The 21,105-nt window shown below is 48.9% G+C and carries 21 protein-coding genes; 17 read left to right on the top strand and 4 right to left on the bottom strand.

Annotated features, from left to right (window positions below; all coding sequences use genetic code 11):
- Positions 1-2 precede the first annotated feature (2 nt).
- The 17 genes from ICL07_RS19435 (at position 3) to flxY (ending at position 19,239) form a co-directional block, all read left to right on the top strand.
- Positions 3-1,142, top strand: a complete 1,140-nt coding sequence (locus tag ICL07_RS19435) for a beta-ketoacyl-[acyl-carrier-protein] synthase family protein (RefSeq protein WP_188089678.1) — start codon at positions 3-5, stop codon at positions 1,140-1,142.
- Positions 1,143-1,197: 55 nt separating this feature from the next.
- Positions 1,198-2,259 carry a class I SAM-dependent methyltransferase gene (locus ICL07_RS19430; RefSeq protein ID WP_188089677.1) on the top strand — a complete coding sequence of 354 codons (1,062 nt, stop codon included), beginning with the start codon at positions 1,198-1,200 and terminating at the stop codon, positions 2,257-2,259.
- A gap of 132 nt (positions 2,260-2,391) precedes the next feature.
- Positions 2,392-3,648, top strand: coding sequence for an NAD(P)/FAD-dependent oxidoreductase (locus ICL07_RS19425; RefSeq protein ID WP_188089676.1), 1,257 nt, complete (start codon positions 2,392-2,394; stop codon positions 3,646-3,648).
- Positions 3,641-4,276, top strand: coding sequence for a hypothetical protein (locus ICL07_RS19420; protein WP_188089675.1), 636 nt, complete (start codon positions 3,641-3,643; stop codon positions 4,274-4,276). Before ICL07_RS19425 ends, ICL07_RS19420 begins: the two co-directional genes overlap by 8 nt.
- A gap of 12 nt (positions 4,277-4,288) precedes the next feature.
- A complete protein-coding gene (locus tag ICL07_RS19415; protein ID WP_078667218.1) occupies positions 4,289-4,552 on the top strand; it encodes a phosphopantetheine-binding protein in 264 nt (87 codons plus the stop codon).
- Complete coding sequence (locus ICL07_RS19410; protein WP_188089674.1) at positions 4,549-5,742, top strand: beta-ketoacyl-[acyl-carrier-protein] synthase family protein; 1,194 nt, start codon at positions 4,549-4,551, stop codon at positions 5,740-5,742. The genes ICL07_RS19415 and ICL07_RS19410 overlap by 4 nt, the downstream gene beginning before the upstream one ends.
- A gap of 15 nt (positions 5,743-5,757) precedes the next feature.
- Positions 5,758-6,828, top strand: a complete 1,071-nt coding sequence (locus ICL07_RS19405; protein WP_188089673.1) for a beta-ketoacyl synthase N-terminal-like domain-containing protein — start codon at positions 5,758-5,760, stop codon at positions 6,826-6,828.
- Positions 6,818-7,597 carry a polysaccharide deacetylase family protein gene (locus tag ICL07_RS19400; RefSeq protein ID WP_188089672.1) on the top strand — a complete coding sequence of 260 codons (780 nt, stop codon included), beginning with the start codon at positions 6,818-6,820 and terminating at the stop codon, positions 7,595-7,597. The genes ICL07_RS19405 and ICL07_RS19400 overlap by 11 nt, the downstream gene beginning before the upstream one ends.
- Complete coding sequence (lolA2, locus tag ICL07_RS19395) at positions 7,590-8,222, top strand: flexirubin biosynthesis/transport protein LolA2 (protein ID WP_188089671.1); 633 nt, start codon at positions 7,590-7,592, stop codon at positions 8,220-8,222. The genes ICL07_RS19400 and lolA2 overlap by 8 nt, the downstream gene beginning before the upstream one ends.
- Entirely contained in the window at positions 8,200-8,820 is a 621-nt protein-coding gene (gene lolB2 / locus ICL07_RS19390) for a flexirubin biosynthesis protein LolB2 (protein WP_484484276.1), read from the top strand. The genes lolA2 and lolB2 overlap by 23 nt, the downstream gene beginning before the upstream one ends.
- A 60-nt stretch (positions 8,821-8,880) precedes the next feature.
- Complete coding sequence (locus tag ICL07_RS19385) at positions 8,881-9,243, top strand: ApeI family dehydratase (RefSeq protein ID WP_188089669.1); 363 nt, start codon at positions 8,881-8,883, stop codon at positions 9,241-9,243.
- Positions 9,244-10,428 carry a DUF2062 domain-containing protein gene (locus tag ICL07_RS32720; RefSeq protein WP_188089668.1) on the top strand — a complete coding sequence of 395 codons (1,185 nt, stop codon included), beginning with the start codon at positions 9,244-9,246 and terminating at the stop codon, positions 10,426-10,428.
- A 65-nt stretch (positions 10,429-10,493) separates the two neighbouring features.
- Complete coding sequence (locus ICL07_RS19375) at positions 10,494-14,369, top strand: trifunctional MMPL family transporter/lysophospholipid acyltransferase/class I SAM-dependent methyltransferase (protein WP_188089667.1); 3,876 nt, start codon at positions 10,494-10,496, stop codon at positions 14,367-14,369.
- On the top strand, positions 14,356-15,873 hold the full coding sequence (locus ICL07_RS19370; RefSeq protein ID WP_188089666.1) for a phytoene desaturase family protein: 1,518 nt from the start codon (positions 14,356-14,358) through the stop codon (positions 15,871-15,873). Before ICL07_RS19375 ends, ICL07_RS19370 begins: the two co-directional genes overlap by 14 nt.
- A 1-nt stretch (position 15,874) precedes the next feature.
- On the top strand, positions 15,875-17,563 hold the full coding sequence (locus ICL07_RS19365; RefSeq protein ID WP_343071085.1) for a C45 family autoproteolytic acyltransferase/hydrolase: 1,689 nt from the start codon (positions 15,875-15,877) through the stop codon (positions 17,561-17,563).
- Positions 17,560-17,934, top strand: coding sequence for a holo-ACP synthase (gene acpS / locus ICL07_RS19360; RefSeq protein ID WP_188089664.1), 375 nt, complete (start codon positions 17,560-17,562; stop codon positions 17,932-17,934). Before ICL07_RS19365 ends, acpS begins: the two co-directional genes overlap by 4 nt.
- A gap of 12 nt (positions 17,935-17,946) precedes the next feature.
- A complete protein-coding gene (flxY, locus tag ICL07_RS19355; RefSeq protein ID WP_188089663.1) occupies positions 17,947-19,239 on the top strand; it encodes a flexirubin biosynthesis putative acyl-CoA ligase FlxY in 1,293 nt (430 codons plus the stop codon).
- A gap of 26 nt (positions 19,240-19,265) precedes the next feature.
- On the opposite strand, the gene ICL07_RS19350 is transcribed toward flxY, so the two are convergent.
- From ICL07_RS19350 to ICL07_RS19335, 4 genes are read right to left on the bottom strand one after another with little or no spacing between them, the layout of a single operon-like run.
- Positions 19,266-19,784, bottom strand: a complete 519-nt coding sequence (locus ICL07_RS19350; RefSeq protein WP_188089662.1) for a GNAT family N-acetyltransferase — start codon at positions 19,782-19,784, stop codon at positions 19,266-19,268.
- Positions 19,785-19,792: 8 nt separating this feature from the next.
- On the bottom strand, positions 19,793-19,972 hold the full coding sequence (locus tag ICL07_RS19345) for a hypothetical protein (protein WP_188089661.1): 180 nt from the start codon (positions 19,970-19,972) through the stop codon (positions 19,793-19,795).
- Positions 19,965-20,546, bottom strand: coding sequence for an ATPase (locus tag ICL07_RS19340; RefSeq protein ID WP_188089660.1), 582 nt, complete (start codon positions 20,544-20,546; stop codon positions 19,965-19,967). The genes ICL07_RS19345 and ICL07_RS19340 overlap by 8 nt, the downstream gene beginning before the upstream one ends.
- A 10-nt stretch (positions 20,547-20,556) precedes the next feature.
- A complete protein-coding gene (locus tag ICL07_RS19335) occupies positions 20,557-21,045 on the bottom strand; it encodes a DUF6702 family protein (protein WP_188089659.1) in 489 nt (162 codons plus the stop codon).
- Between the last annotated feature and the right edge of the window lie 60 nt (positions 21,046-21,105).

Here is a 21,105-nt window from a genome sequence, read left to right as displayed (position 1 = left end):
GGATGATGGTCTTCGTAGTTGCAGATAATATTGTTGGGCCACTGGGCGTGAACACGGATGAGAATTTTGAACAGGTCATCCAGGGCAACAGTGGTATCCGTTTACAAAACCGGGAAGACTATGGTCCTGCGCCTTTCTATGGCGCTATGATGGCTCCGGAAATGCTGGAGAAAGCCATCGGCGGACTTAACCTCGAAGGCTACACGAAATTTGAGCAGCTGGTGATCGCTTCCGCTACGGAAGCACTATCGCAAACGGATATACGTTTGTCGGATACCCGCACCGGTCTGATCATTTCCACTACCAAAGGCAACATCGAACTGCTGGAACAGCAGGCGGATGGCATAATTCCGCCGCTTTCACAGCTGCGGCCTGCCGCCACGGCGCAAAAAATAGCGGCCCGCCTCGGTGCGGTGAATACGCCGCTGGTGATCAGCAGTGCCTGCATATCCGGACTGGTAGCTATTTTAACCGGTCAACGCCTCATCGCTTCCGGGAAATACGACCACATAGTGGTAACGGGCGCCGATGTGCTCACCCGCTTCGTATTGTCCGGCTTTCAGTCATTTCAGGCTGTCAGCGCCGTACCCTGTAAACCTTTCGATGCGCACCGCACCGGTGTATCATTGGGAGAGGCCGCCGCTACCATGATCCTTAGCAAAGACCCGCACAACGCGGATATTATACTCGGCGCCGGTGCTATCAGCAACGACGCCAATCATATTTCCGGACCTTCCCGTACCGGTCAGGAGCTGGCCAACGCCATGCAGCTGGCCCTTACAGGTAGCGGCCTGCAACCGGAAGATATCGGATTTGTATCAGCCCACGGCACAGCCACGCTGTACAACGATGAGATGGAAGCCAAAGCCCTGCACCACGCAGGATTGGCGACAGTGCCGGTCAACAGCCTCAAAGGATACTATGGTCATACCCTCGGCGCAGCCGGACTGGTAGAAGCCATTATCAGTATAAAAGCCATGAAAAAAGGCGTTATACTACCCACCAAAGGATACGAAACACCTGGTGTCAGTATGCCTGTCAACGTTAGTAACACCCTGCGTCAGCAACCATCCGGCCATCTCCTGAAAACAGTGTCCGGCTTCGGCGGTTGTAATGCAGCCATGATATTCAGTAAAAAGTAAGGACGAGTCCGGAGCAGTATCTATGCCACCTTTCGTCATTTTCTAAAGTCGATTTATGTTTAACAAGGAAACGAAAACAGCATTACAGGCGAAAGAAGCCGCATTGTGGTTGGCCTTTGCTCCGATAGCCTTCCAGGCTACCAGGGCCCTGCGCGACATGGGTATTCTGAAAGCAGTGAGCGATAGCGGATCTGCGGGTATCACCATCGAGGAGATAATGGAAAAAACCAATATGAACCGCTATGCAGTAAGAGTATTGCTGGAAGCCGGTTTAGGTATCGAACTGGTGATCGTGAACGATAAAAAATATACGCTGACCAAGACAGGGTATTTTATCCTGCATGATCAGCTTACCCGCATCAACATGGACTTTACACAGGATATCTGCTATAAAGGCATGTATCACCTGGAGGAAAGTCTCCGTACCGGTAAACCGGAAGGCCTGAAAGAACTGGGCCCCTGGGATACCATCTATCCCGGTCTCTCCCTGCTGCCACCGGCAGTAGGCAAAAGCTGGTTCGATTTTGACCACTACTACTCCGACCTGGCCACGCCTGCCGCGCTGGACATCGTTTTTGAAAATAAACCCAAACGCCTGCTCGATATCGGTGGTAACACCGGTAAATGGGCACTGGCCTGCACTGCCAAAGATCCGGAAGTAGAAGTAACCATCTTCGATATCCCCGGTCAGGCCAATATCGCGCAGCAGAAAATGAAAGATGCCGGTGTGGAAAACCGCGTGCATTTCCATATTGCCAATATCCTGCATGAGGAAATCCCTTTCCCTAAAGGATTTGATGCCATCTGGATGAGCCAGTTCCTGGACTGTTTCTCCGAGGCGGAAATCGTTTCCATCCTGTCCCGTTGCCGCGAAGCCCTCAACGACAACGGTACCATCTATATCCTGGAGCCATTCTGGAACCGTCAGCAGTTTAAGTCGGCCGCGTTCTGCCTGCAGCAGACCTCCCTGTACTTCACTGCCATGGCTAATGGTAACAGCCAGATGTACCACACGGACGATTTCTTCCAATGCATTACCGACGCAGGTCTGGTAGTGGCCGAAGAAAACAACAAGATGGGCCTTAACTACACGTTGTTAAAAGTTAAAAAAGCATAAAACCCCGATTCATTTTGTTATTTGGTTATTTAGTTATTGATGTTTCGATGGCACGGTGCACAGAAAATAAAAAAATATCCAAATAAAAAAATAACTACATGAACTAATTCCAAATCGTAAATTTTTTACCGTATGAAAACTGAACAAGTAGATGTTTTAGTCATAGGTGCGGGGCCCGCCGGTACAGTAGCGGCGTCTATCATCCATCAGGCGGGTTATAAGGTGAAAATCGTTGAAAAGATGAAGTTTCCCCGTTTCGTTATCGGAGAGAGCCTGCTGCCACGCAGTATGGATGCCCTGAATGAAGCAGGTTTCATCGATGCCATCAAGGAAAAAGGTTTCCAGGAAAAATACGGCGCCAAATTCGTGAAAGGCGGTGCTGTCTGCGATTTTACCTTCAAAGAACAGTTCACCCCCGGCTGGACCTGGACCTGGCAGGTAACCAGGGCCGATTTTGATAAAACATTGGCAGATACGGTAGAAAGTATGGGCGTGCCGGTAGCTTATGAAACTACGGTAACGGATATACGTTTTAATGGATCTGATTCAGTTACTACGGTAGAAGATAAAGACGGGAATAAATCCACTATTGAAGCCCGTTTTATTGTAGACGGCAGCGGCTATGGCCGGGTAATTCCCCGGTTGTTCAACCTGGAAAAAAATTCCAACCTCCAACCCCGTAAAGCCCTTTTCGCCCATACGGTAGACAAACGCCGTTCCATGGCGGATGAGCCTAACCGTATTACGGCGGTGGTACACAAAAAAGGCGTGTGGATCTGGATTATTCCGTTCTCTACCGGTGTTACTTCCCTGGGTTTTGTGGGCGATCCGGAGTTTTTTGCACAGTACCCCGGTACGGATGAGGAAGTGTACCGCGCTTTGCTGGAGGCAGAACCCTATACCCGTGAGCGTTTCCGCGACGTGGAACTGGTGTTCGAACCCAGAATCCTCCAGTCCTGGTCGGCCACTACCGATAAGTTTTATGGAGATGGGTTTGTGCTGACCGGCAACGTGACAGAATTTTTGGACCCGATTTTCTCTTCTGGCGTAACTTTGGCCTGCGTTTCCAGTCAAACGGCTGCTAAACTGGTGATTAAGAAGTTACGTGGGGAAGCGGTAGACTGGGAGAAGGAATACATGGAACCAACCCTGCAGGGGGTCAATACTTTCCGCTCTTATGTAATGGCCTGGTATGAAGGCACGCTGGATACCATCTTCTTCAAAAAAGATGCAGACACGCTGATCAAAAACCAGATCTGTTCCGTATTGGCAGGATATGTATGGGATATGGACAATCCGTTCGTGAAAAACCACGATACGGCGCTGAAACGCCTGGCGCGGACCATAGAATTAACAGAAAAATTAAAAAGCAGTTCAGAGATTGAATAGCGCGGAAGCATATATTACAGGATATTGTATCATACGGCAGCAAGGCATCTGGTTAAACGGGCAGCTGTTATGGGAGGCAGACCGGAGCATGGATTTGCAGGAATGGCTGCGGGCGGGCTACGACCGGTTTTCCGGGCAGTATCCCAAGTTCCATAAGATGGATGCCCTGAGCAAGCTGGGCTGGCTGGCAGCGGAAGTGCTGCTGAAGGATGCTCCGTTACAGGCACTGCCACCGGAAAAAGTGGGTATGGTGTTGTCTAACCGCAGTGGCAGCCTCGATACAGACCTGCGTTACTATGCCACGGTAAAGGATATTGCCAGTCCTGCGCTTTTCGTATATACGCTCCCCAATATTGTGATGGGGGAAATCTGCATCCGGCACGGTTTTAAAGGAGAGAATACTTTCTTTGTGTCGGAGAATTTTGATCCGGAACTGATGAGCAGTTACCCTGCGCAGCTGCTCGCTGCCACGCCGCTGGAGGCTTGTCTCTGTGGTTGGGTGGAAGTGATGGGCGAAGCATATGAAGTAGCGCTGTTTTTACTGGAGAAAACACCGACAGGATTGGCGAAACCATTGACAGCCACTGCTTTGAACGACATCTATTTAAATAATAAAATATCAAAATAACAAAATTAATAAATGGAACAGCTGATGGCAGATCTGAAGAAACAGATCATCGAACAACTGAATTTGCAGGAAGTAACACCGGAGAGCATCGGCAACGATGAACCGTTGTTTAAAGAGGGGCTGGGTCTCGATTCTATCGATGCGCTGGAGCTGATCGTATTGCTGCAACAGCATTATAACATCCGTATTGCCAACCCGGAACAGGGACCGGAGATTTTTTACTCTATCCGTTCCATGGCGGAATTTATTGTGGCACAACAAACGGCTAAAGCATGAGTGAAAAGGTGTGGATAGCAGGTGGCGGCGTCATCAGCGGTATAGGCCTGAACTTGCGGGAATGCCTCGGCGCTTTCCGTGAGATGAAACCGGGCATGGGTGCCATGCAATACCTGTCATCCGTGCACCGCAACACCTTCCCGGTAGCGGAAGTGAAAGCAGACAATACCACCCTGGCGGATATGGCCGGCTTACCGGAAAATATCAGCCGTACGGCCCTGCTCAGCCTGATCGCCGCAAAGGAAGCGTGGCAGTCTTCCGGTCTGGACGATATCTCCCGGTACCGTGTCGGATTTGTTTCCGGCAATACGGTAGGGGGTATGGACAAAACGGAAGATTTCTTCGCGGAATACCTGGCAGATAACCGGAAAGGCCGTTTGCAGCAGGTGGTACACCACGAATGCGGCAGCGTCACCGAAATTGTAGCCGATGCCATGGGCATCCGTCACCATGTGTCTACCATCAGCACCGCCTGTTCTTCGGGCGCTAACGCGCTCATGTATGGCTACCGCCTGATACGTAATAATATCGTGGACGTGGTGATTGCCGGTGGTACAGATTCGCTCACCCGTTTTACGCTTAATGGTTTTAATACCCTGATGATCCTGGACCAGCAGCCCTGCCGTCCCTTTGATGAAACCCGTACCGGGCTTAATCTGGGTGAGGGTGCGGGTTATGTGGTACTGGTGTCCGATAGCCTGGCTGCCCAGTTGCAGCCCTGGTGCCGCCTCAGCGGCTTTGCCAATGCCAACGACGCCTATCACCAAACGGCTTCTTCGCCGGATGGTACGGGCAACTACCTGGCTATGAAAGGCGCGCTGGACATGAGCGGCCTGCAACCACAGCAGATCGGGTACATCAACCTGCATGGCACCGGTACCGGCAACAACGATGTGTCGGAAGGGATTGCCATCAACCGCATCTTTGCGCCGCATTTCCCGGCCATGAGCTCTACCAAGTCCTTCACCGGGCATACCCTGGGCGCCAGCGGTGGTATTGAGGCCGTGTTGTCGGCTGTTTCCGTAAAGGAAGGGATCATCTATCCCAATGCGCGTTTTGAGCACCAGATGAAAGAATTGCCGTTTGCACCGGCTACCGCCTGGTCCGAAGGCAACGACCTCCGTCATGTGATGTCGAACTCTTTCGGTTTCGGCGGCAACTGTTCCAGCCTGGTTTTTTCCAGCTTTTAGTGATTAAATGAGATTATGTTGACCATCTATATAAACGGCACCGGTTGTATTTCTGCGCAGGAAACTGCGACAGGCGGACCTTTGCTCGCCAACCTGCGGGAATATGACCAGGTGAAGCTGGCGACGGTAGACCCGGACTACAAACAGTGGATCGATGTAAAACAGATCCGCCGCATGAGCCGTGTGGTAAAAATGGGCGTTGGCGCCGCCAACCTCAGCCTGCAGGCGGCCGGTATCACCATGCCGGGCGCTATCATCACCGGCACCGCCTATGGCTGCCTCGATGATACCGGTGTGTTCCTCACCAAAATGGTGAATCAACAGGAAGAAATGCTGACACCTACCGCTTTTATCCAAAGCACACATAATACGGTAGGCGGCCAGATAGCGCTGCTGCTGGGCTGTAACGGCTACAACAACACGTTCGTGCACCGGGGCTTCTCTTTTGAAAATTCCCTGCTGGACGCTACGATGATGCTGCGCGAAGGCAGTGCGCAACATATACTGGCAGGCGGACTGGATGAACTCACCCAGCACAGCTACCAGATACTGTCCCGTTTCGGGCTGTATAAAAAAGAACCGGTGAAAACACTGGAACTGCTGAAAAGTCCTACCCGCGGCACTATCGCGGGAGAAGGCGCGGCATTTTTTACTTTAGGCACTACACCCGGCGAAAACACCGTTGCCGCCCTCACGGGTATCAGCACCCTCTACAAACCCATGTGGGAAGGGGAAGTGATCGGCCATATCATGAAGTTCCTGGAAGATAATGCCTGTACCCCCAACGATATTGATCTCCTGGTGACCGGCAGAAACGGTGACATCGACCAGGATGATATATACGAAGAAGTAGTGGAAGCGCTGTTCCCTGAACACCCGGAAGCCAGCTTCAAACACCTTTGCGGCGAATATCCTACGGCTGCCGGTTTCGGCATGTGGCTGGCCAACGGTATCCTGGCTGATCAGGCGGTACCCGATGCTGCCATGTTCTACGGTAAGGCGCCGCGTAACATCAAAAAAATATTATTGTATAACCATCATCAGGGTACGCACCATTCCCTGATCCTGCTCTCTCATGTTGAATAACCGGACCGGAAATATCATCATCATCACGAGCATCATCGTACTGCTGGGCGCCCGCTTGTCCGGCCTGTACCCGTTGTCGTTCTGGTGGTTGGTACTGCCGCTGCTGTTGTTGCTGCCGTTCTATATACGGGGCGCTATCAACATCCGCTCCGGCTTCTTCATCAAAACGGTTTGTGCTGCCACTACTACCGAAAATGTAGTGGCGCTTTCTTTTGATGATGGCCCGGAAGCTACGCAAACACCGGTAATCCTCGATATCCTCGATGAACACCAGGTGAAAGCCGCTTTTTTCTGCATCGGTAGAAATATAGAAGGAAATACACACTTATTGCAACGCATACACGCAGAAGGACATGTGATCGGTAATCATACCTATTCGCATGACTTCTGGTTTGATATGCATACCAGCAGCCGCATGGGCCGGGATATGGAGAAGATGGACTCCATCACCATCAACGCTACCGGTTTGCAGCCGCGGCTGTTCCGCCCTCCGTATGGGGTAACCAACCCCAACCTGGCCAGGGCTATCAAAAGAAATAACTATGTCCCGGTGGGCTGGAGCATTCGTTCTATGGACACCGTGGCGACAGATGAAAATAAACTACTGCAAAAAATCATGTCGGAACTGCATCCCGGTGCAGTGATCCTGTTGCATGATACCTGCAGCATTACCGCCAGTATCTTGCCCCGGCTCATCAAAGCTATCAGGGCAGAAGGTTACCGGCTGGAAAGAATGGATAAAATGTTAAAAGTGCCAGCTTATGTGTAAATGGATGTTGATAGGGATCTTCTCCCTGCTGTCGCTGCAAATACAGGCGCAGTCAGGATTTAAACCGGTCGGAGATCTGTCTGCCGTGAAAAAGGAGTTTGCCAGGGCCGCTCAGCAAATGCAGAGCATCCAATGCGATTTTGTGCAGGAAAAGAACCTGAGCATGCTCTCCGATAAAATCACGTCTAAAGGAAAATTCTGGTTTAAACGGGAGGATAAAGTCCGCATGGAATACCAGCAGCCATCCTTCTACCTGTTGGTCATCAACGGAAAAGATATCCGCATCAAAGACGCACAGAAGGAAAGCAAGGTATCCGGCAAAAACAACAAACTGTTTGAACAGATCAATAAGATTACGGTGGACTGTGTACGCGGTACCGTGCTGGACAACGCTGATTTTACTACCAAAGCATTTGAAAATGCACAGAGCTACCGCCTGGAAATGGTGCCGGTCAACAAAGCCCTGGCGTCTTATTTCAAAACCATCACCCTGCTGGTAGATAAAAAAGATTTCACCGTGTCGAACATCACGATGGCAGAACCATCCGGTGACGATACCAGTATCAGTTTTTTACATAAACAAGTGAATGCGAATATTCCGGATGCGGTATTTGTGGTTAAATAGTGTGCTGCCGGTGCTGCTACTGACTGGTTGTACTTCCGCTTATAAAGGGTTACAGCGTACCGGCGGCGATGTGAATTGTGTAAGGCAGTTCAGTCCTGCTTTTGACGCCACGTTGTACAGTACACAGGTCAATATACTGAAGCACCACCTGAGCGGGTTGCTGTTTTTTAAACAGATGCCCGACAGCAGTCTCCGGGTAGTATTTGCCAATGAGATGGGATTCAAGTTTTTTGATTTTGAATTCGATAAACAGGGCAATTTTACCAAACACTACCTGTTGCCAAAGATGGACAAAAAGGCGGTAGTGACCACGCTGCGCAAGGATTTTGAGCTGGTGCTGCTGCGGCCCGATTTGAGCCAGGCACATGTAGCCACGGATAACCGGTACAGTTATATAGTAGTCCCTACTGCCAAAGGCAATAATTATTATATCACGGATACCGCCTGTACGCAGTTGCTGAGGATAGAAAAATCGTCTGCCCGCAAACCTGTGGTGAAAGTATGGATGGAGCATTATACGAAAGGCACGCCGGATACCATTCGTATTGAACATCAGAACTTCCGGTTTAATATATCGTTACAGAAAACCCGGAAATAATTACGAATTACGAATGGGTGTAGTGTTAAGGCATAAATAGAAAAATATTAAAATAAAAAAATGCTGAAAGGAAACTTTTATACAATAAGCAACGTCGTCAAGGAAGAAGGCCAGGTAAACCTCACACTGGAACTGAATGCGGCGCATCCTATTTTCCAGGGCCATTTTCCGGAACAACCGGTAGTGCCCGGCGTATGTATGATGCAGATCATCACCGAAACACTGGAAGAGGCAGTACAACAGAAAGTGCTGCTGCAGAAAGCCAGCGCGATGAAATTCCTGAATATGATAGATCCGGTACAACAACCACTGGTAGATGTAACCCTGACCTATAAACCAGAAGAGAACGGTGGTTGGAAAGTAAACGCCACCCTGAAAAGGGAAGCGACTACATTCATGAAATTTCAGGGAGTATTTAAGTAAGTGACAACCAGCAATACACATAACGAACACTTTGAGCGCCATCGCGCAGCCGTGCTCATTCCTACCTACAACAACGCCAACACGCTGGAAGAGGTAGTGAAGGGAGCCTTGTCCTATACCTCGCACGTAATTGTTGTGAATGACGGCGCTACCGACCATACCAGCGCTATTCTCGAGAAATATCCCGGCATACATAAAGTGTCGTATAGTCCTAACCGTGGTAAAGGCATCGCCCTTCGCCGTGGCTTTGAATATGCCCTCAACCAGGGCTATGACTATGTGATCACCATGGATGCAGACGGACAACATTTTGCCTCCGATTTGCCCGGTATGCTGGACAAAATCAACAGCGACCCGGAAACCCTGGTGATAGGCGCCCGTAACCTGAACCAGGAAAACATGCCCGGCAAAAACACATTTGCCAACAAGTTTTCCAATTTCTGGTTTTATGTGGAAACAGGGCTGAAAGGTCCCGATACACAATCGGGCTACCGCCTGTATCCCTTACGCCGCATGGGGCGCGTTCGCTGGTGGTGTACCAAATATGAATTTGAAATAGAAGTACTGGTACGCAGCGCCTGGAAAGGGATTAAAATAGATTGGACACCCGTAAAGGTGTATTATCCGCCTGCGGAAGAGCGGATATCCCATTTCCGGCCCTTCCGTGATTTTTCGCGTATCAGCGTATTAAATACGGTATTGGTACTGATTACCTTCCTGTATATCAAACCCAGGGACTTTTTTTTCTGGTTACTCAAAAGGGAAAACTGGAAAAAGTTGTGGAAGGAAGAAATCCTGAACCCCACTGAATCCAATGCACGCAAAGCCGCTGCTATTGGTTTTGGGGTGTTTATGGGGATTGTACCAATATGGGGATTCCAGCTGTTGGTGGCATTCCTCGTATCCATTAAACTGAAGCTCAACAAAGCCCTGGTATTCCTGGCAGCGCACGTGAGCACGCCACCATTAACTCCTTTCATTATCTTTTTCAGTTTTTTGGCAGGAAAAGTCTGGATGGGAAGATCAGCCAAAGACCTGTTGTTTGATAAACAAATTACCATAGCCGCAGTAAGAGATAACCTGCTTCAGTACGTATTTGGCGCCGTCACACTCGCCATCGCCGCCGGACTGGCAGCATGGGCTATCAGTTATGTCTTACTGGCCATATTCAGAAAAAACAAATAGTTACGGGCTGACAATTGCGGGATGGTTCCCTTCATTCGTCATTCGTAATTCGCAATTGATATTATATGAGCAGTCTTTTCGTAGCGATCTATAACTTTTTTGACCGGCATAAACTGGCGTTGTGGTGCTGTACCATCGTGAGTTTTGTGCTGGTTGGCTTTTTCGCATCGCGTATCAGGCTGGAAGAAGATATCACCAAAATACTTCCTCAGGATAAAAAGCTGGATAAACTGCAACAGGTTTTCCAGGATTCCAAATTTGCAGATAAGCTGGTCATAACGCTTTCCCAGAAAGATACTTCCAGAGCGGCCATACCGGATAGCCTTACCGCCTGCGCGGCTTCCCTGGTATCTTCCGCCGGCAGCCGGTTATCGCCTTACATCCGGCAGATACAGGGCCAGGCGGATGATACGCTGATCATGGGCATGATGGACCTTATCCAGCAAAACCTGCCTGTTTTCCTGGAACCCGGCGACTATACGAAAATCGATAGCCTGCTGGCGCCGGAGCAACTGCAACGCTCCCTGCAATATGACTATAATACACTGATTTCACCAGCGGGACTGGTGTTGAAAAAAGTGATCCAATCCGATCCTGTCGGTATTTCCTGGATAGGTGTTAAAAAACTACAGCATCTCCAGTACGATGATCAGTTTGAACTCTACGACAATTATGTGATGACGAAAGACCATCGTCATCTGATGATATTTATTACCCCGGCTAACCCTCCCGGTGCTACGAAAATCAACGCGAAATTTCTCGCCGGGCTGGATGGTATTAAAGACAGCTTGTCCCGTCAATACCCCGGCCTGAGCATCAGCTACTTCGGCGGTACCGCCGTTTCGGCCGGTAACGCCGCCCAATTGCGCCAGGATACGCTGCTCACACAGGGTATCACGGTGGTATTACTGATAACGCTGATCGCGCTTTTCTTCCAGAAAAAAAGAGCGCCGGTGCTGGTGATGTTACCCGTACTTTTCGGTGGCCTGTTTTCATTGGCCTGCATCTACCTCATCAAGGGGCATATTGCTGTGATGGCGCTGGGCGCCGGTGCGGTGGTACTGGGTATCGCGGTCAACTATTCATTGCATGTATTTAACCACTACCGCCATACCCATGATATCCGGGAAGTAATTGCCGACCTGGCAACACCGATGACGCTGGGCAGTTTTACCACTATCGGCGGTTTCCTTTGCCTGCAGTTTGTGCATTCGCCTATGCTGCGCGATGTAGGGCTGTTTGCCGCACTCAGCCTGGTGGGCGCTGCACTGTTCTCGCTGATTTTTCTGCCGCACTGGATTGTACTGGGTAGACAGAACCATCCACCGGCGGAGCATCACGACAATTGGCTGGACCGTTTTTCCGCACTCAAACCGGAACGTAACAAATACCTGGTAGGCGCTATTTTCCTGCTTACCATCGTGTTTTTCTTCACCGCCCGCAACGTGTCGTTTGAAAGCGACATGATGCGCATGAACTTCATGACGCCTGAGCTGAAGGCGGCAGAAGCGCACCTGAATAACATTAACGCCTATACGGCGCAGTCGGTGTACGTAGTCACAGACGGTACCAACCTGGAGTCCGCCCTGGAGAATAACGAACAGTTAACGCCCGCCATCAGCCGTTTACAGGCGGAAGGCATCGTAAAAAAATATGCCGGCGTACAGACGTTGCTGTTATCTGAAAAAGAGCAGCAAGCCCGTATCGGCCGCTGGAAAAACTACTGGACACCGGAGAAACAGGCACAACTGCTGACCTGGCTCCGCAACCACGGTCCGGAAGTGGGCTTCAGCGCTAATGCATTCGACAAATTTGCCACACTGCTGAATACGCCTTACCAGCCACTGTCCGGCGAAACGCTGCAACAAATGCGCAAGGGCACGCTGGGCGATTTTATCATCGAAAAAGACGGTCGCACCGCTATTGTAACCCTGCTGAAAGTAGATCCGTCCCGTAAAAAAGAGGTGTACGCCGCGCTCGATCAACATGCACATACCACGGTACTGGATAAACAATATGCCGCTAACCGCCTGGTGGAAGTGATCCGGGACGAGTTTAACAGCATCGCCTGGATGACCTCCACGCTGGTATTCCTGGCCCTGTTGCTGTCTTACGGCCGCATAGAACTGGCGCTCATCACCTTTATCCCGATGGCGCTGAGCTGGGTGTGGATATTGGGTATCATGGGGTTGTTTGGTATCAAGTTTAATATTGTCAACATCATCCTTTCCACCTTTATTTTTGGTTTGGGAGATGATTACAGCATATTTATGATGGATGGGCTGTTACAGGAATACAAGACGGGAAAGAAAACGCTTTCTTCTTTTAAATCCTCCATCTTCCTGTCAGCTATCACTACCATCCTGGGATTGGGCGTGCTCATCTTCGCACAACATCCATCCCTGAAATCTATCGCGTTGATCTCCATTATCGGTATCAGCACGGTGGTATTGATTTCACAGGTAATGATACCAGTGCTTTTCAACTGGCTGATCACCAACCGGGTGAAAAAAGGCTATGCTCCCTGGACGGCTAAAGGCTGGACACTGTCGGTGTTTTCTTTTACTTACTTCACCGTAGGTTGTTTGCTGATGACATTGCTGGGTACCATCCTGATCCGCCTCAATCCGTTTAACAAAGAGAAAGGAAAACTGTTGTACCACCGGATTCTGTCGGCTTATACGCACAGTGTGTTGTATATCATGACCAACGTGAAGAAACGTATTATCAACCCGGATAACGAACAGTTGAAGAAACCGGCGGTGATCATCAGTAACCACCAGTCTTTCCTCGATATCCTGGTGTCTACCATGCTGCATCCGAAGGTGATACTGCTCACCAATCAATGGGTATGGCGCTCGCCGGTATTTGGCTCGGTAGTAAGGCTGGCGGACTATTACCCGGTAGCGGACGGTGCAGAAGGCGCCATCGAAAAATTAAAAGCGCGTGTTGCCGAAGGGTATTCTATTGTGGTATATCCCGAAGGTACCCGTTCGCCGGACCCGGTGATCAAACGTTTCCATAAGGGGGCCTTTTATATTGCGGAACAGCTGGGATTGGATATTCTGCCCATTGTAATTCACGGTACCGCCTATACGATGAGCAAGGGCGATTTCCTGCTGAAAGATGGTCACGTGACCGTGAAATACCTGCCGCGTATTACCCCCGCTGATAAAAGCTGGGGAGATAACTACAGCGCCCGTACGAAATCCATCAGCCGGTATTTTAAACAGGAATATGAGCTATTGCGCCAGGAGATAGAAGTGCCTGCTTACTTCAGGGAGCAGCTGAAATATAACTTTATCTACAAAGGTCCTGTACTGGAATGGTATATGAAAGTGAAAACCCGCCTGGAGCACAATTATGAGCTGTTTGACCGGCTGCTGCCTAAAGAGGGGCGCATCCTGGACCTGGGCTGTGGATATGGTTTTATGAGTTATACGCTGGCGTATATGTCACCCGACCGGCAGGTCACCGGTATTGACTATGATGAGGAGAAGATCGCTACCGCCGTGCATGTATATGCCAAACCGGGTAACCTTCAGTTTATTCACGGTGATATTTCCGATACGCCGTTTGAAACATATGATGCCTTCATCCTGAGCGACGTGTTGCATTACCTGCAACCGGAAGAACAGGAACAGTTGCTGCAGCAGTGTATTAGCCGGCTTTCACCCGATGGTGTCATCGTGGTAAGGGATGGCGATGCTGACAAGGCCAAACGCCATGAAGGAACACGATTCACCGAATTTTTATCAACCCGGGTAATAGGATTTAATAAGACGAAGAACAGGGAACTGTCGTTTTTCTCGGCTACGCATGTACGCAGCCTGGTCAACAAATATGGCGCTGTGGCTGAAGAGATAGATAATACCCGCTATACATCCAATGTAATATTTGTTATCAAAAAATCACCCCAAAAAAACTATGCACAACTATGATGTGATCATTATCGGCAGCGGCCTTGGTGGCCTGGTATGTGGAGCTATCCTCAGCCGGAATGGTTATAAGGTACGCATATACGAAAAAAACCGCCAGCCAGGCGGCTGTCTCCAGACTTTCTCGCGGGACAAGGTCATCTTCGACTCCGGTGTGCACTACATTGGTGGACTGGGAGCCGGAGAGAACCTGTACAAGGTATTTTCCTACCTGGGCATCATGGACAAGCTGAAGCTGAAAAAGATGGACGCTGACGGCTTTGACCATATTAATTTTGGTATTGATGATAAAGTATATCGCATCGCGCAAGGCCGGGATAACTTTATCCGGCAACTGTTGAAGGATTTCCCTGAAGAAGCGGATGCATTGCATGCCTATTGTGATAAGATAGCCGAGGTATGTGCGAAGTTCCCGTTATACAACCTGCGGGTAGGCGACTACGAGGAAAAACGCAGTGTATTGCAGCTAAATGCTGCGGAGATAATTGATAGTTTTACCAGCAATCCCCGGCTGCAACAGGTACTGGCGGGTAACAACCTCCTGTATGCCGGCGTGCGGGAAAAGACACCATTTTACGTACATGCGTTGGTGTTAAACAGCTATATGCAGAGTTCCTGGAAATGCGTGGATGGCGGTTCACAGATCGCCCGCCTGTTATGCCGGTGTATCACGGAAAACGGCGGCGAAATTATCCGTAATACCGGTGTGGAAAAGATTATAGGACTGGGTGACCGGGTAGATCATATCGTGCTGGAAAACGGTGAAAAAGCGTTTGCTGATCATTTTATCTCCAACCTGCATCCGGCGCAAACCACGGCGATGACGGAAAGCGATACCATACGCGGCGCTTACCGTACCCGTATGCAGAAACTGGAAAACTCCACCGGCGCTTTTGTACTCAATGTGGTACTGAAACCCGGTACTTTCCCGTATCTCAATTACAATTACTACTACCATGCTACAGATGATGCCTGGGCTGGTATAAACTATACGCCGGAACAGTGGCCGCAGACCTACGCCATGTATGTGTCTGCCAGCTCCCGGCACGAAACCTATGCAGATTGTCTTTCTGTAATGACGTATATGCATTGCGAAGAAATGGCTCCCTGGCAGCATACGTTTAATACCGAAAGGCATGAAGCGGACAGGGGAGCGGATTACGAAGCCTTCAAAGTGCAAAAGGCAGAACAGCTGATCGCCTGTGTAGAGAAAAGATTCCCCGGTTTCCGGGATTGTATACAGTCCTATTATGTGGCTACGCCGTTATCTTATCGTGATTACATCGGTACAGGCGACGGCAGCATGTACGGCGTCATGAAAGATTGCGAAGATCCTTTACGGACCATGGTTTCGGCCCGTACCCGCTTGTCTAATTTGTATCTTACCGGGCAAAACCTGAACTTGCATGGTATTTTAGGGGTCACCATCAGCAGTGTGATCACTTCAGCAGAACTACTGGGGATGGAATTCCTGGTAGATGAAATTAACCAGTCAATACTTAAATAGCGTGGAAAAGAAAAAACGAAGCGGATGGCGGAAACTGGGGAGGGTATTGTTATATACCCTGGGTGTGATACTGTTACTGTTTGTGGCGCTGGCGATATACCTGGTGTCCGTCAGCCGTATGACACCACCCAACATAGCCGATAAATCGGCTCTGCAGCTGCAACGGAAAGCGCTGGACAGCACCTCCTGGACCATTGGCAACAACTGGTTCCGCAAAAGCAACAGTGGTCTGTATGAGATGTACGTGGAAGGCGCCCCTTTTGAAAGAGGCGTGATCAATGGAAAATTGTCCGGTGAACTGATCCGTCACCAGGAAGATGTTTTTGTGGAGCAGATCCGCAAAATGATTCCTTCTCCCTTTTACCTTCGTTTTTTAAGATATTTTACCGGCTGGTTTAACAGGCACCTGAGCGATCATGTAGCGGAGGAATTTAAGGAAGAGATCTATGGAGAATCTTTTTCCGCCGCCAGTGGTTACGATTGGGTAGGCAGCAACTATGAAAGGCTCATGAACTACCACGGCGCCCATGATATTGGCCACGCCTTGCAAGGCATGATGCTGGTAGGCTGCACATCTTTCGGTACCTGGAACGAACAATCCGCCGACAGCAGCCTGATCATTGGCCGCAACTTCGATTTTTATATGGGCGATAAATTCGCCGAAGATAAAATGGTGGTGTTTTATCACCCCGACAAAGGCCATAACTTCATGTTCGTGACCTGGGGCGGCTTTACCGGCGTGGTATCCGGCATGAACGACAAAGGTTTAACCGTTACCATTAACGCCGCCAAAACGAGCGTGCCTACCGGCGCCGCTACACCGGTATCGCTGGTAGCCAGGGAAATATTACAATACGCCCGTAACATCCGGGAAGCCTGGGCTATCGCGCAGAAACGCAGGATGTTCGTATCAGAGTCTTTCCTGATCGGTTCCGCAGAAGATAATAAAGCCGTGGTGATTGAAAAAACACCGGAAGGCATGGACCTCTACGATCCTAAAAAGAGCTTTATCACCTGCACCAATCACTTCCAGGGAGATACGCTGGGTAACCTCGCCTCCAATAAACTGCAAATCAGCGAAAGCGCTTCTGAATACCGTTACGAACGCCTCAATGAACTGTTGAAGGAGAAAGGACCCAATACCGTACAAAAAACCATTGATATCCTGCGTGACCGTAAAGGGCTGCATGGGGAAGACATCGGTCTGGGTAATGAAAAAGCCATCAACCAGTTCATCGCGCACCATGCCATTGTATTTGAGCCAAAGAAAAAAATGGTGTGGGTATCTGCTGCTCCCTGGCAGCTGGGACAGTTTGTGGCCTACGATCTGAACAAGATCTTCAGCATGCACGGTCTCGATAGCGATCATGAGGTGTATGACAGTGTACAGAATGTCCCTGCCGATAATTTCCTGCTCACCCATGAATACGCTTCCTTCCAGATATACCGCCAACTAAAGGCCCAACTCCAGGATGGAAAAGATATCAATACCCAACAGCTGATAGCCTCCAATCCGGAGTACTATCATACCTATGTGCTGGCAGGCGATTACGATTTCAAAAAAGGTAACTTCGCGCAGGCAAAGCAGTATTACGAAACAGCCCTCACCAAAGTAATTGCTACCAAAGGAGAGGAGATGCATATTCGTAAACAGCTGGAAAAATGTAATGCAAAACTATCCAAATCATGATTGTTGGTATAGGCACAGATATTACAGATGTAACACGTATTGCGGCGCAACTGGCCAAGGGCAATGGTTTCCGCGATCTGGTATTTACACCGCAGGAGATCGCGTATTGCGATCAACAGGCCGCGCCGGCAGAAAGTTATGCGGCCCGTTTCGCTGCTAAAGAAGCCTTTCTGAAAGCGTTGGGTACCGGTTGGGGCAATGGTGGCGTCAACTTTAATGAAATTGAAATACGCAACGATGCAGCCGGTAAACCGGAACTGTTCCTGCTGACAGACAATGCGCGCTATACATCGCTGGGCGTAAAAAAAATATGGGTATCCTTGTCACACGAAAAAAATGCCGCTGTGGCCATGGTAATTCTTGAAAGCTGAATATCGTAACATATGTACATTCCCGATATAGAACTACAGTCAAAAGCCGCTATCAGGGCTTTCCAGGAGAAGGAAGTCATGAGGCTGCTCGGTTATCTGCGTGAATTCTCTCCTTTCTACCGGTCCTGGTTCAAACAACATGATATCCACCCGGAGCAAGTGCGCTCCCTGGAACAATTCAGCCTGATTCCACCGGTGACCAAACAGGATTTGCAGGAACATAACTGGGAGTTTCTTTGTGTAGATAAAAGTCATATCGCAGAATATACCACTACTTCCGGCACTTTAGGCCGCCCGGTAATCATCGCATTGACAGAGAAAGACCTGCAACGGCTCAGTTACAACGAATACATTTCTTTCTGTTGCGCGGATGGTACCGACAGCGATATTTTCCAGCTGATGCTTACGCTGGACCGGCAGTTCATGGCGGGTATGGCGTATTACAACGGTATCCGGAAACTGGGCGCCGGCGTACTGCGTGTAGGCCCCGGCGTGCCCAGTATGCAATGGGAAAATATTCAGCGTATTAAACCAACTACGATCGTTGGCGTACCTTCTTTTATCGTGAAACTGATCGCCTACGCCAAAGAACATCATATCAATATCAACGAAACATCCGTGCGTAAAGCGGTTTGTATCGGCGAAAATATCCGTAATACCGATTTTTCGCTCAATGTGCTGGGTAAAAAAATCACTGAGCAGTGGAATATCCAACTGTATTCCACCTATGCTTCCACCGAAATGCAGACGGCCTTCACCGAATGTAAGGCCGGTAAAGGCGGGCATCATCACCCGGAACTGCTTTATGTAGAAGTGCTGGATGAAAACAACCAACCTGTCGCTCCCGGTGAAGAAGGAGAGGTGACCATCACCACGCTCGGCGTAGAAGGCATGCCCCTGCTGCGTTATAAAACCGGCGATATCTGCCAGTACCACGAAGAGGTATGCAGCTGCGGAAGACATACGCTGCGCCTGTCTCCGGTCATCGGCAGAAAAAAACAAATGATCAAATACAAAGGCACCACCTTATATCCGCCTGCCCTGTTCGATCTGCTCAATGATATGGAAGAAGTAAAAGAATTTGTGGTAGAAGTGTATTCCAACGAACTCGGTACCGATGAAATACTGATGCACGTATGGCCTACCGAAGAATCGGAAGAAATGGACCGTAAAATTAAATCCTATCTGCAGGCGAAACTGCGGGTGATACCACAGGTGAAGTATTGCAGCCAGCAGGATATTATGCGGATGCAGTTTCCGGAGAATAGCCGGAAACCGGTGAAGTTTGTGGATAACAGGAGTTGAAAGTTATGTGGTAGATTTCTTTAAGGTTATAGCGATTTATAGGCTTCCTGTGTTAAATAATATTGCAGAATACTGCCCGTCATGCTGTCATTGATCATACCATTGTTGGTCAGTACTTTCACCGACGCGGTATTTTCCTGTTTGCAGTCTGCAAAAATCTGTTGGAGATTGAGTTGCTGAAAACCGAAGCGGAGTACAGCCTTGACAGCTTCTGTGGCCATGCCTTTACCCCAGAAAGGTTCTCCTACCCAATAGGCTAGTTGGGCTACCTGTTTGTTGTTGTCTAAATGGAGGCCTACCTCACCAATCAGCTCTTCATTGTCTTTTAAAATAATGGCAAAAACAAAACGGTTCTGCTGCTTAAAACCCTGCCACACATAGCTGATCCTGAAAACAGCATCGGGCTCCTGGTAAGGGTGGGGAATATTCAGTACATAGTCTGAAATCTTTTTGTTATTGGCATATTTGAGCAGCGCCGGGATATCGGCTGCATCTATCTTTCGGAGTATGAGTCGGGGAGTGTATAACGTGGGAAAGGTATTCATCTTATTACTTACTTCATAGCTGACAGTAATTCTTTAGCAGGAACAATTTTTACATTCCCGTTTTTATCACCAATAACAAGGGATTTGCCGCTAGCTGCTCTCGCTTCAACCAGTTTCCTGACTGCTTTCTGCGCACCTTGCTGGATTTTTTCAGAAAATACCAGTAATTCTTTTTGTTTATTAGTCATTTAATTGGCTTTGTATCTGAATGATATCCCAAATATCGGGATTAATTATTAATTTTTCCCCACCACCAAAACCTGTTGCAATGGTAATAGGAATCGCTGTCATGCTATCAATGATGCTCCATTCGCAACATATTGGGATATAAATATTTATAAGGTTGTGTATGCCCCTGTAATACCTGCGCGTAATAATGTCTGTTGGTATATTATGCCCACCATTTTCCACTCTTTCATCTACCCTTTTCCGGGCTATTTCCGGTGAGCTCAGCCAAAAATACAGCAGCGTCACCTGATATCCCAATTCCTTCGCTTTTATCACCAGCGATTGATAACTCCTTGTCGCCAATGTTGTCTCAAATGCAAAGTCCACCTTCTCTTCCAGCAGGTGATGTATTCTTTTGAGCATCAGCCTGCCTGCTTCTACCGCCACATTTTCAGGATTAAACGGCGATAATCCTGCGGCAATATTATCTGCATTCACAAACTCCCGGCAATGCAGTATTTCTGGCAGAATGGTATAACTGGCGGTCGTTTTACCGGCGCCATTACAACCTGATATGATATAAAGATTCGGCATAAACTGCTTTTTAAAACTCCAACACCGCTCCCGCCTTCGGATTATCCAGCTTGGTACTTTTTCTTTGTCCGCCTACCATCACATGAATCATATTTATCTGTGAGGCATGTTGCTGATACAGCAGGTCATTAAAAATTCCTACTTTCTTTGGTGCGGGCACATTTTCGGCGGAGAGGAAGCTCCATACGGCATCTTCTTCTATCTTATACCCCAGGAAATGCAGGGGGATTTTTTTTCCGTCCAGCGTCAGTTGCAGGTGTTTGGAGAGGTAATCGGCGATAAATCCTTCTACCTGTTGCCTGTTGGCTGGTTTGATGATATCGAAAGATGTTTGGTATTGTGCTTTCAGTGTATTTTCCAGGTCGTCGGCAAAAATACGGCAGCTCACTTCCAGTTCCTTTTTGGCGGCGTTGTGCGTAACTTCTGTAACACTCACATAGAACGGGTGTAGAAGGGCCATCCAGGCCACTGTCCACCATTTACATAATAATAACCCCACTAGACTAATTTTATTGGGAAAATTAACTTTTACTTTCTATAATTACCAAATTTAGACAAA

This window comes from Chitinophaga qingshengii, from assembly GCF_014529935.1.
In the GTDB taxonomy this organism is placed as follows: Bacteria; Bacteroidota; Bacteroidia; order Chitinophagales; family Chitinophagaceae; genus Chitinophaga; species Chitinophaga qingshengii.
The sequence above is the reverse complement of the archived record's forward strand: the minus strand, read 5'-3'. Positions and strand labels throughout refer to the sequence as shown.

Bases quoted from the DNA above. Each gene is read 5' to 3' on its own strand.
- ICL07_RS19435 (WP_188089678.1), top strand. From the start codon at position 3: ATGATGGTCTTCGTAGTTGCAGATAATATTGTTGGGCCACTGGGCGTG.
- ICL07_RS19430 (WP_188089677.1), top strand. From the start codon at position 1,198: ATGTTTAACAAGGAAACGAAAACAGCATTACAGGCGAAAGAAGCCGCA.
- ICL07_RS19425 (WP_188089676.1), top strand. From the start codon at position 2,392: ATGAAAACTGAACAAGTAGATGTTTTAGTCATAGGTGCGGGGCCCGCC.
- ICL07_RS19415 (WP_078667218.1), top strand. From the start codon at position 4,289: ATGGAACAGCTGATGGCAGATCTGAAGAAACAGATCATCGAACAACTG.
- ICL07_RS19410 (WP_188089674.1), top strand. From the start codon at position 4,549: ATGAGTGAAAAGGTGTGGATAGCAGGTGGCGGCGTCATCAGCGGTATA.
- ICL07_RS19405 (WP_188089673.1), top strand. From the start codon at position 5,758: ATGTTGACCATCTATATAAACGGCACCGGTTGTATTTCTGCGCAGGAA.
- ICL07_RS19400 (WP_188089672.1), top strand. From the start codon at position 6,818: ATGTTGAATAACCGGACCGGAAATATCATCATCATCACGAGCATCATC.
- lolA2 (WP_188089671.1), top strand. From the start codon at position 7,590: ATGTGTAAATGGATGTTGATAGGGATCTTCTCCCTGCTGTCGCTGCAA.
- lolB2 (WP_484484276.1), top strand. From the start codon at position 8,200: ATGCGGTATTTGTGGTTAAATAGTGTGCTGCCGGTGCTGCTACTGACT.
- ICL07_RS19385 (WP_188089669.1), top strand. From the start codon at position 8,881: ATGCTGAAAGGAAACTTTTATACAATAAGCAACGTCGTCAAGGAAGAA.
- ICL07_RS19375 (WP_188089667.1), top strand. From the start codon at position 10,494: ATGAGCAGTCTTTTCGTAGCGATCTATAACTTTTTTGACCGGCATAAA.
- ICL07_RS19370 (WP_188089666.1), top strand. From the start codon at position 14,356: ATGCACAACTATGATGTGATCATTATCGGCAGCGGCCTTGGTGGCCTG.
- acpS (WP_188089664.1), top strand. From the start codon at position 17,560: ATGATTGTTGGTATAGGCACAGATATTACAGATGTAACACGTATTGCG.
- flxY (WP_188089663.1), top strand. From the start codon at position 17,947: ATGTACATTCCCGATATAGAACTACAGTCAAAAGCCGCTATCAGGGCT.
- ICL07_RS19350 (WP_188089662.1), bottom strand. From the start codon at position 19,784: ATGAATACCTTTCCCACGTTATACACTCCCCGACTCATACTCCGAAAG.
- ICL07_RS19345 (WP_188089661.1), bottom strand. From the start codon at position 19,972: ATGACTAATAAACAAAAAGAATTACTGGTATTTTCTGAAAAAATCCAG.
- ICL07_RS19340 (WP_188089660.1), bottom strand. From the start codon at position 20,546: ATGCCGAATCTTTATATCATATCAGGTTGTAATGGCGCCGGTAAAACG.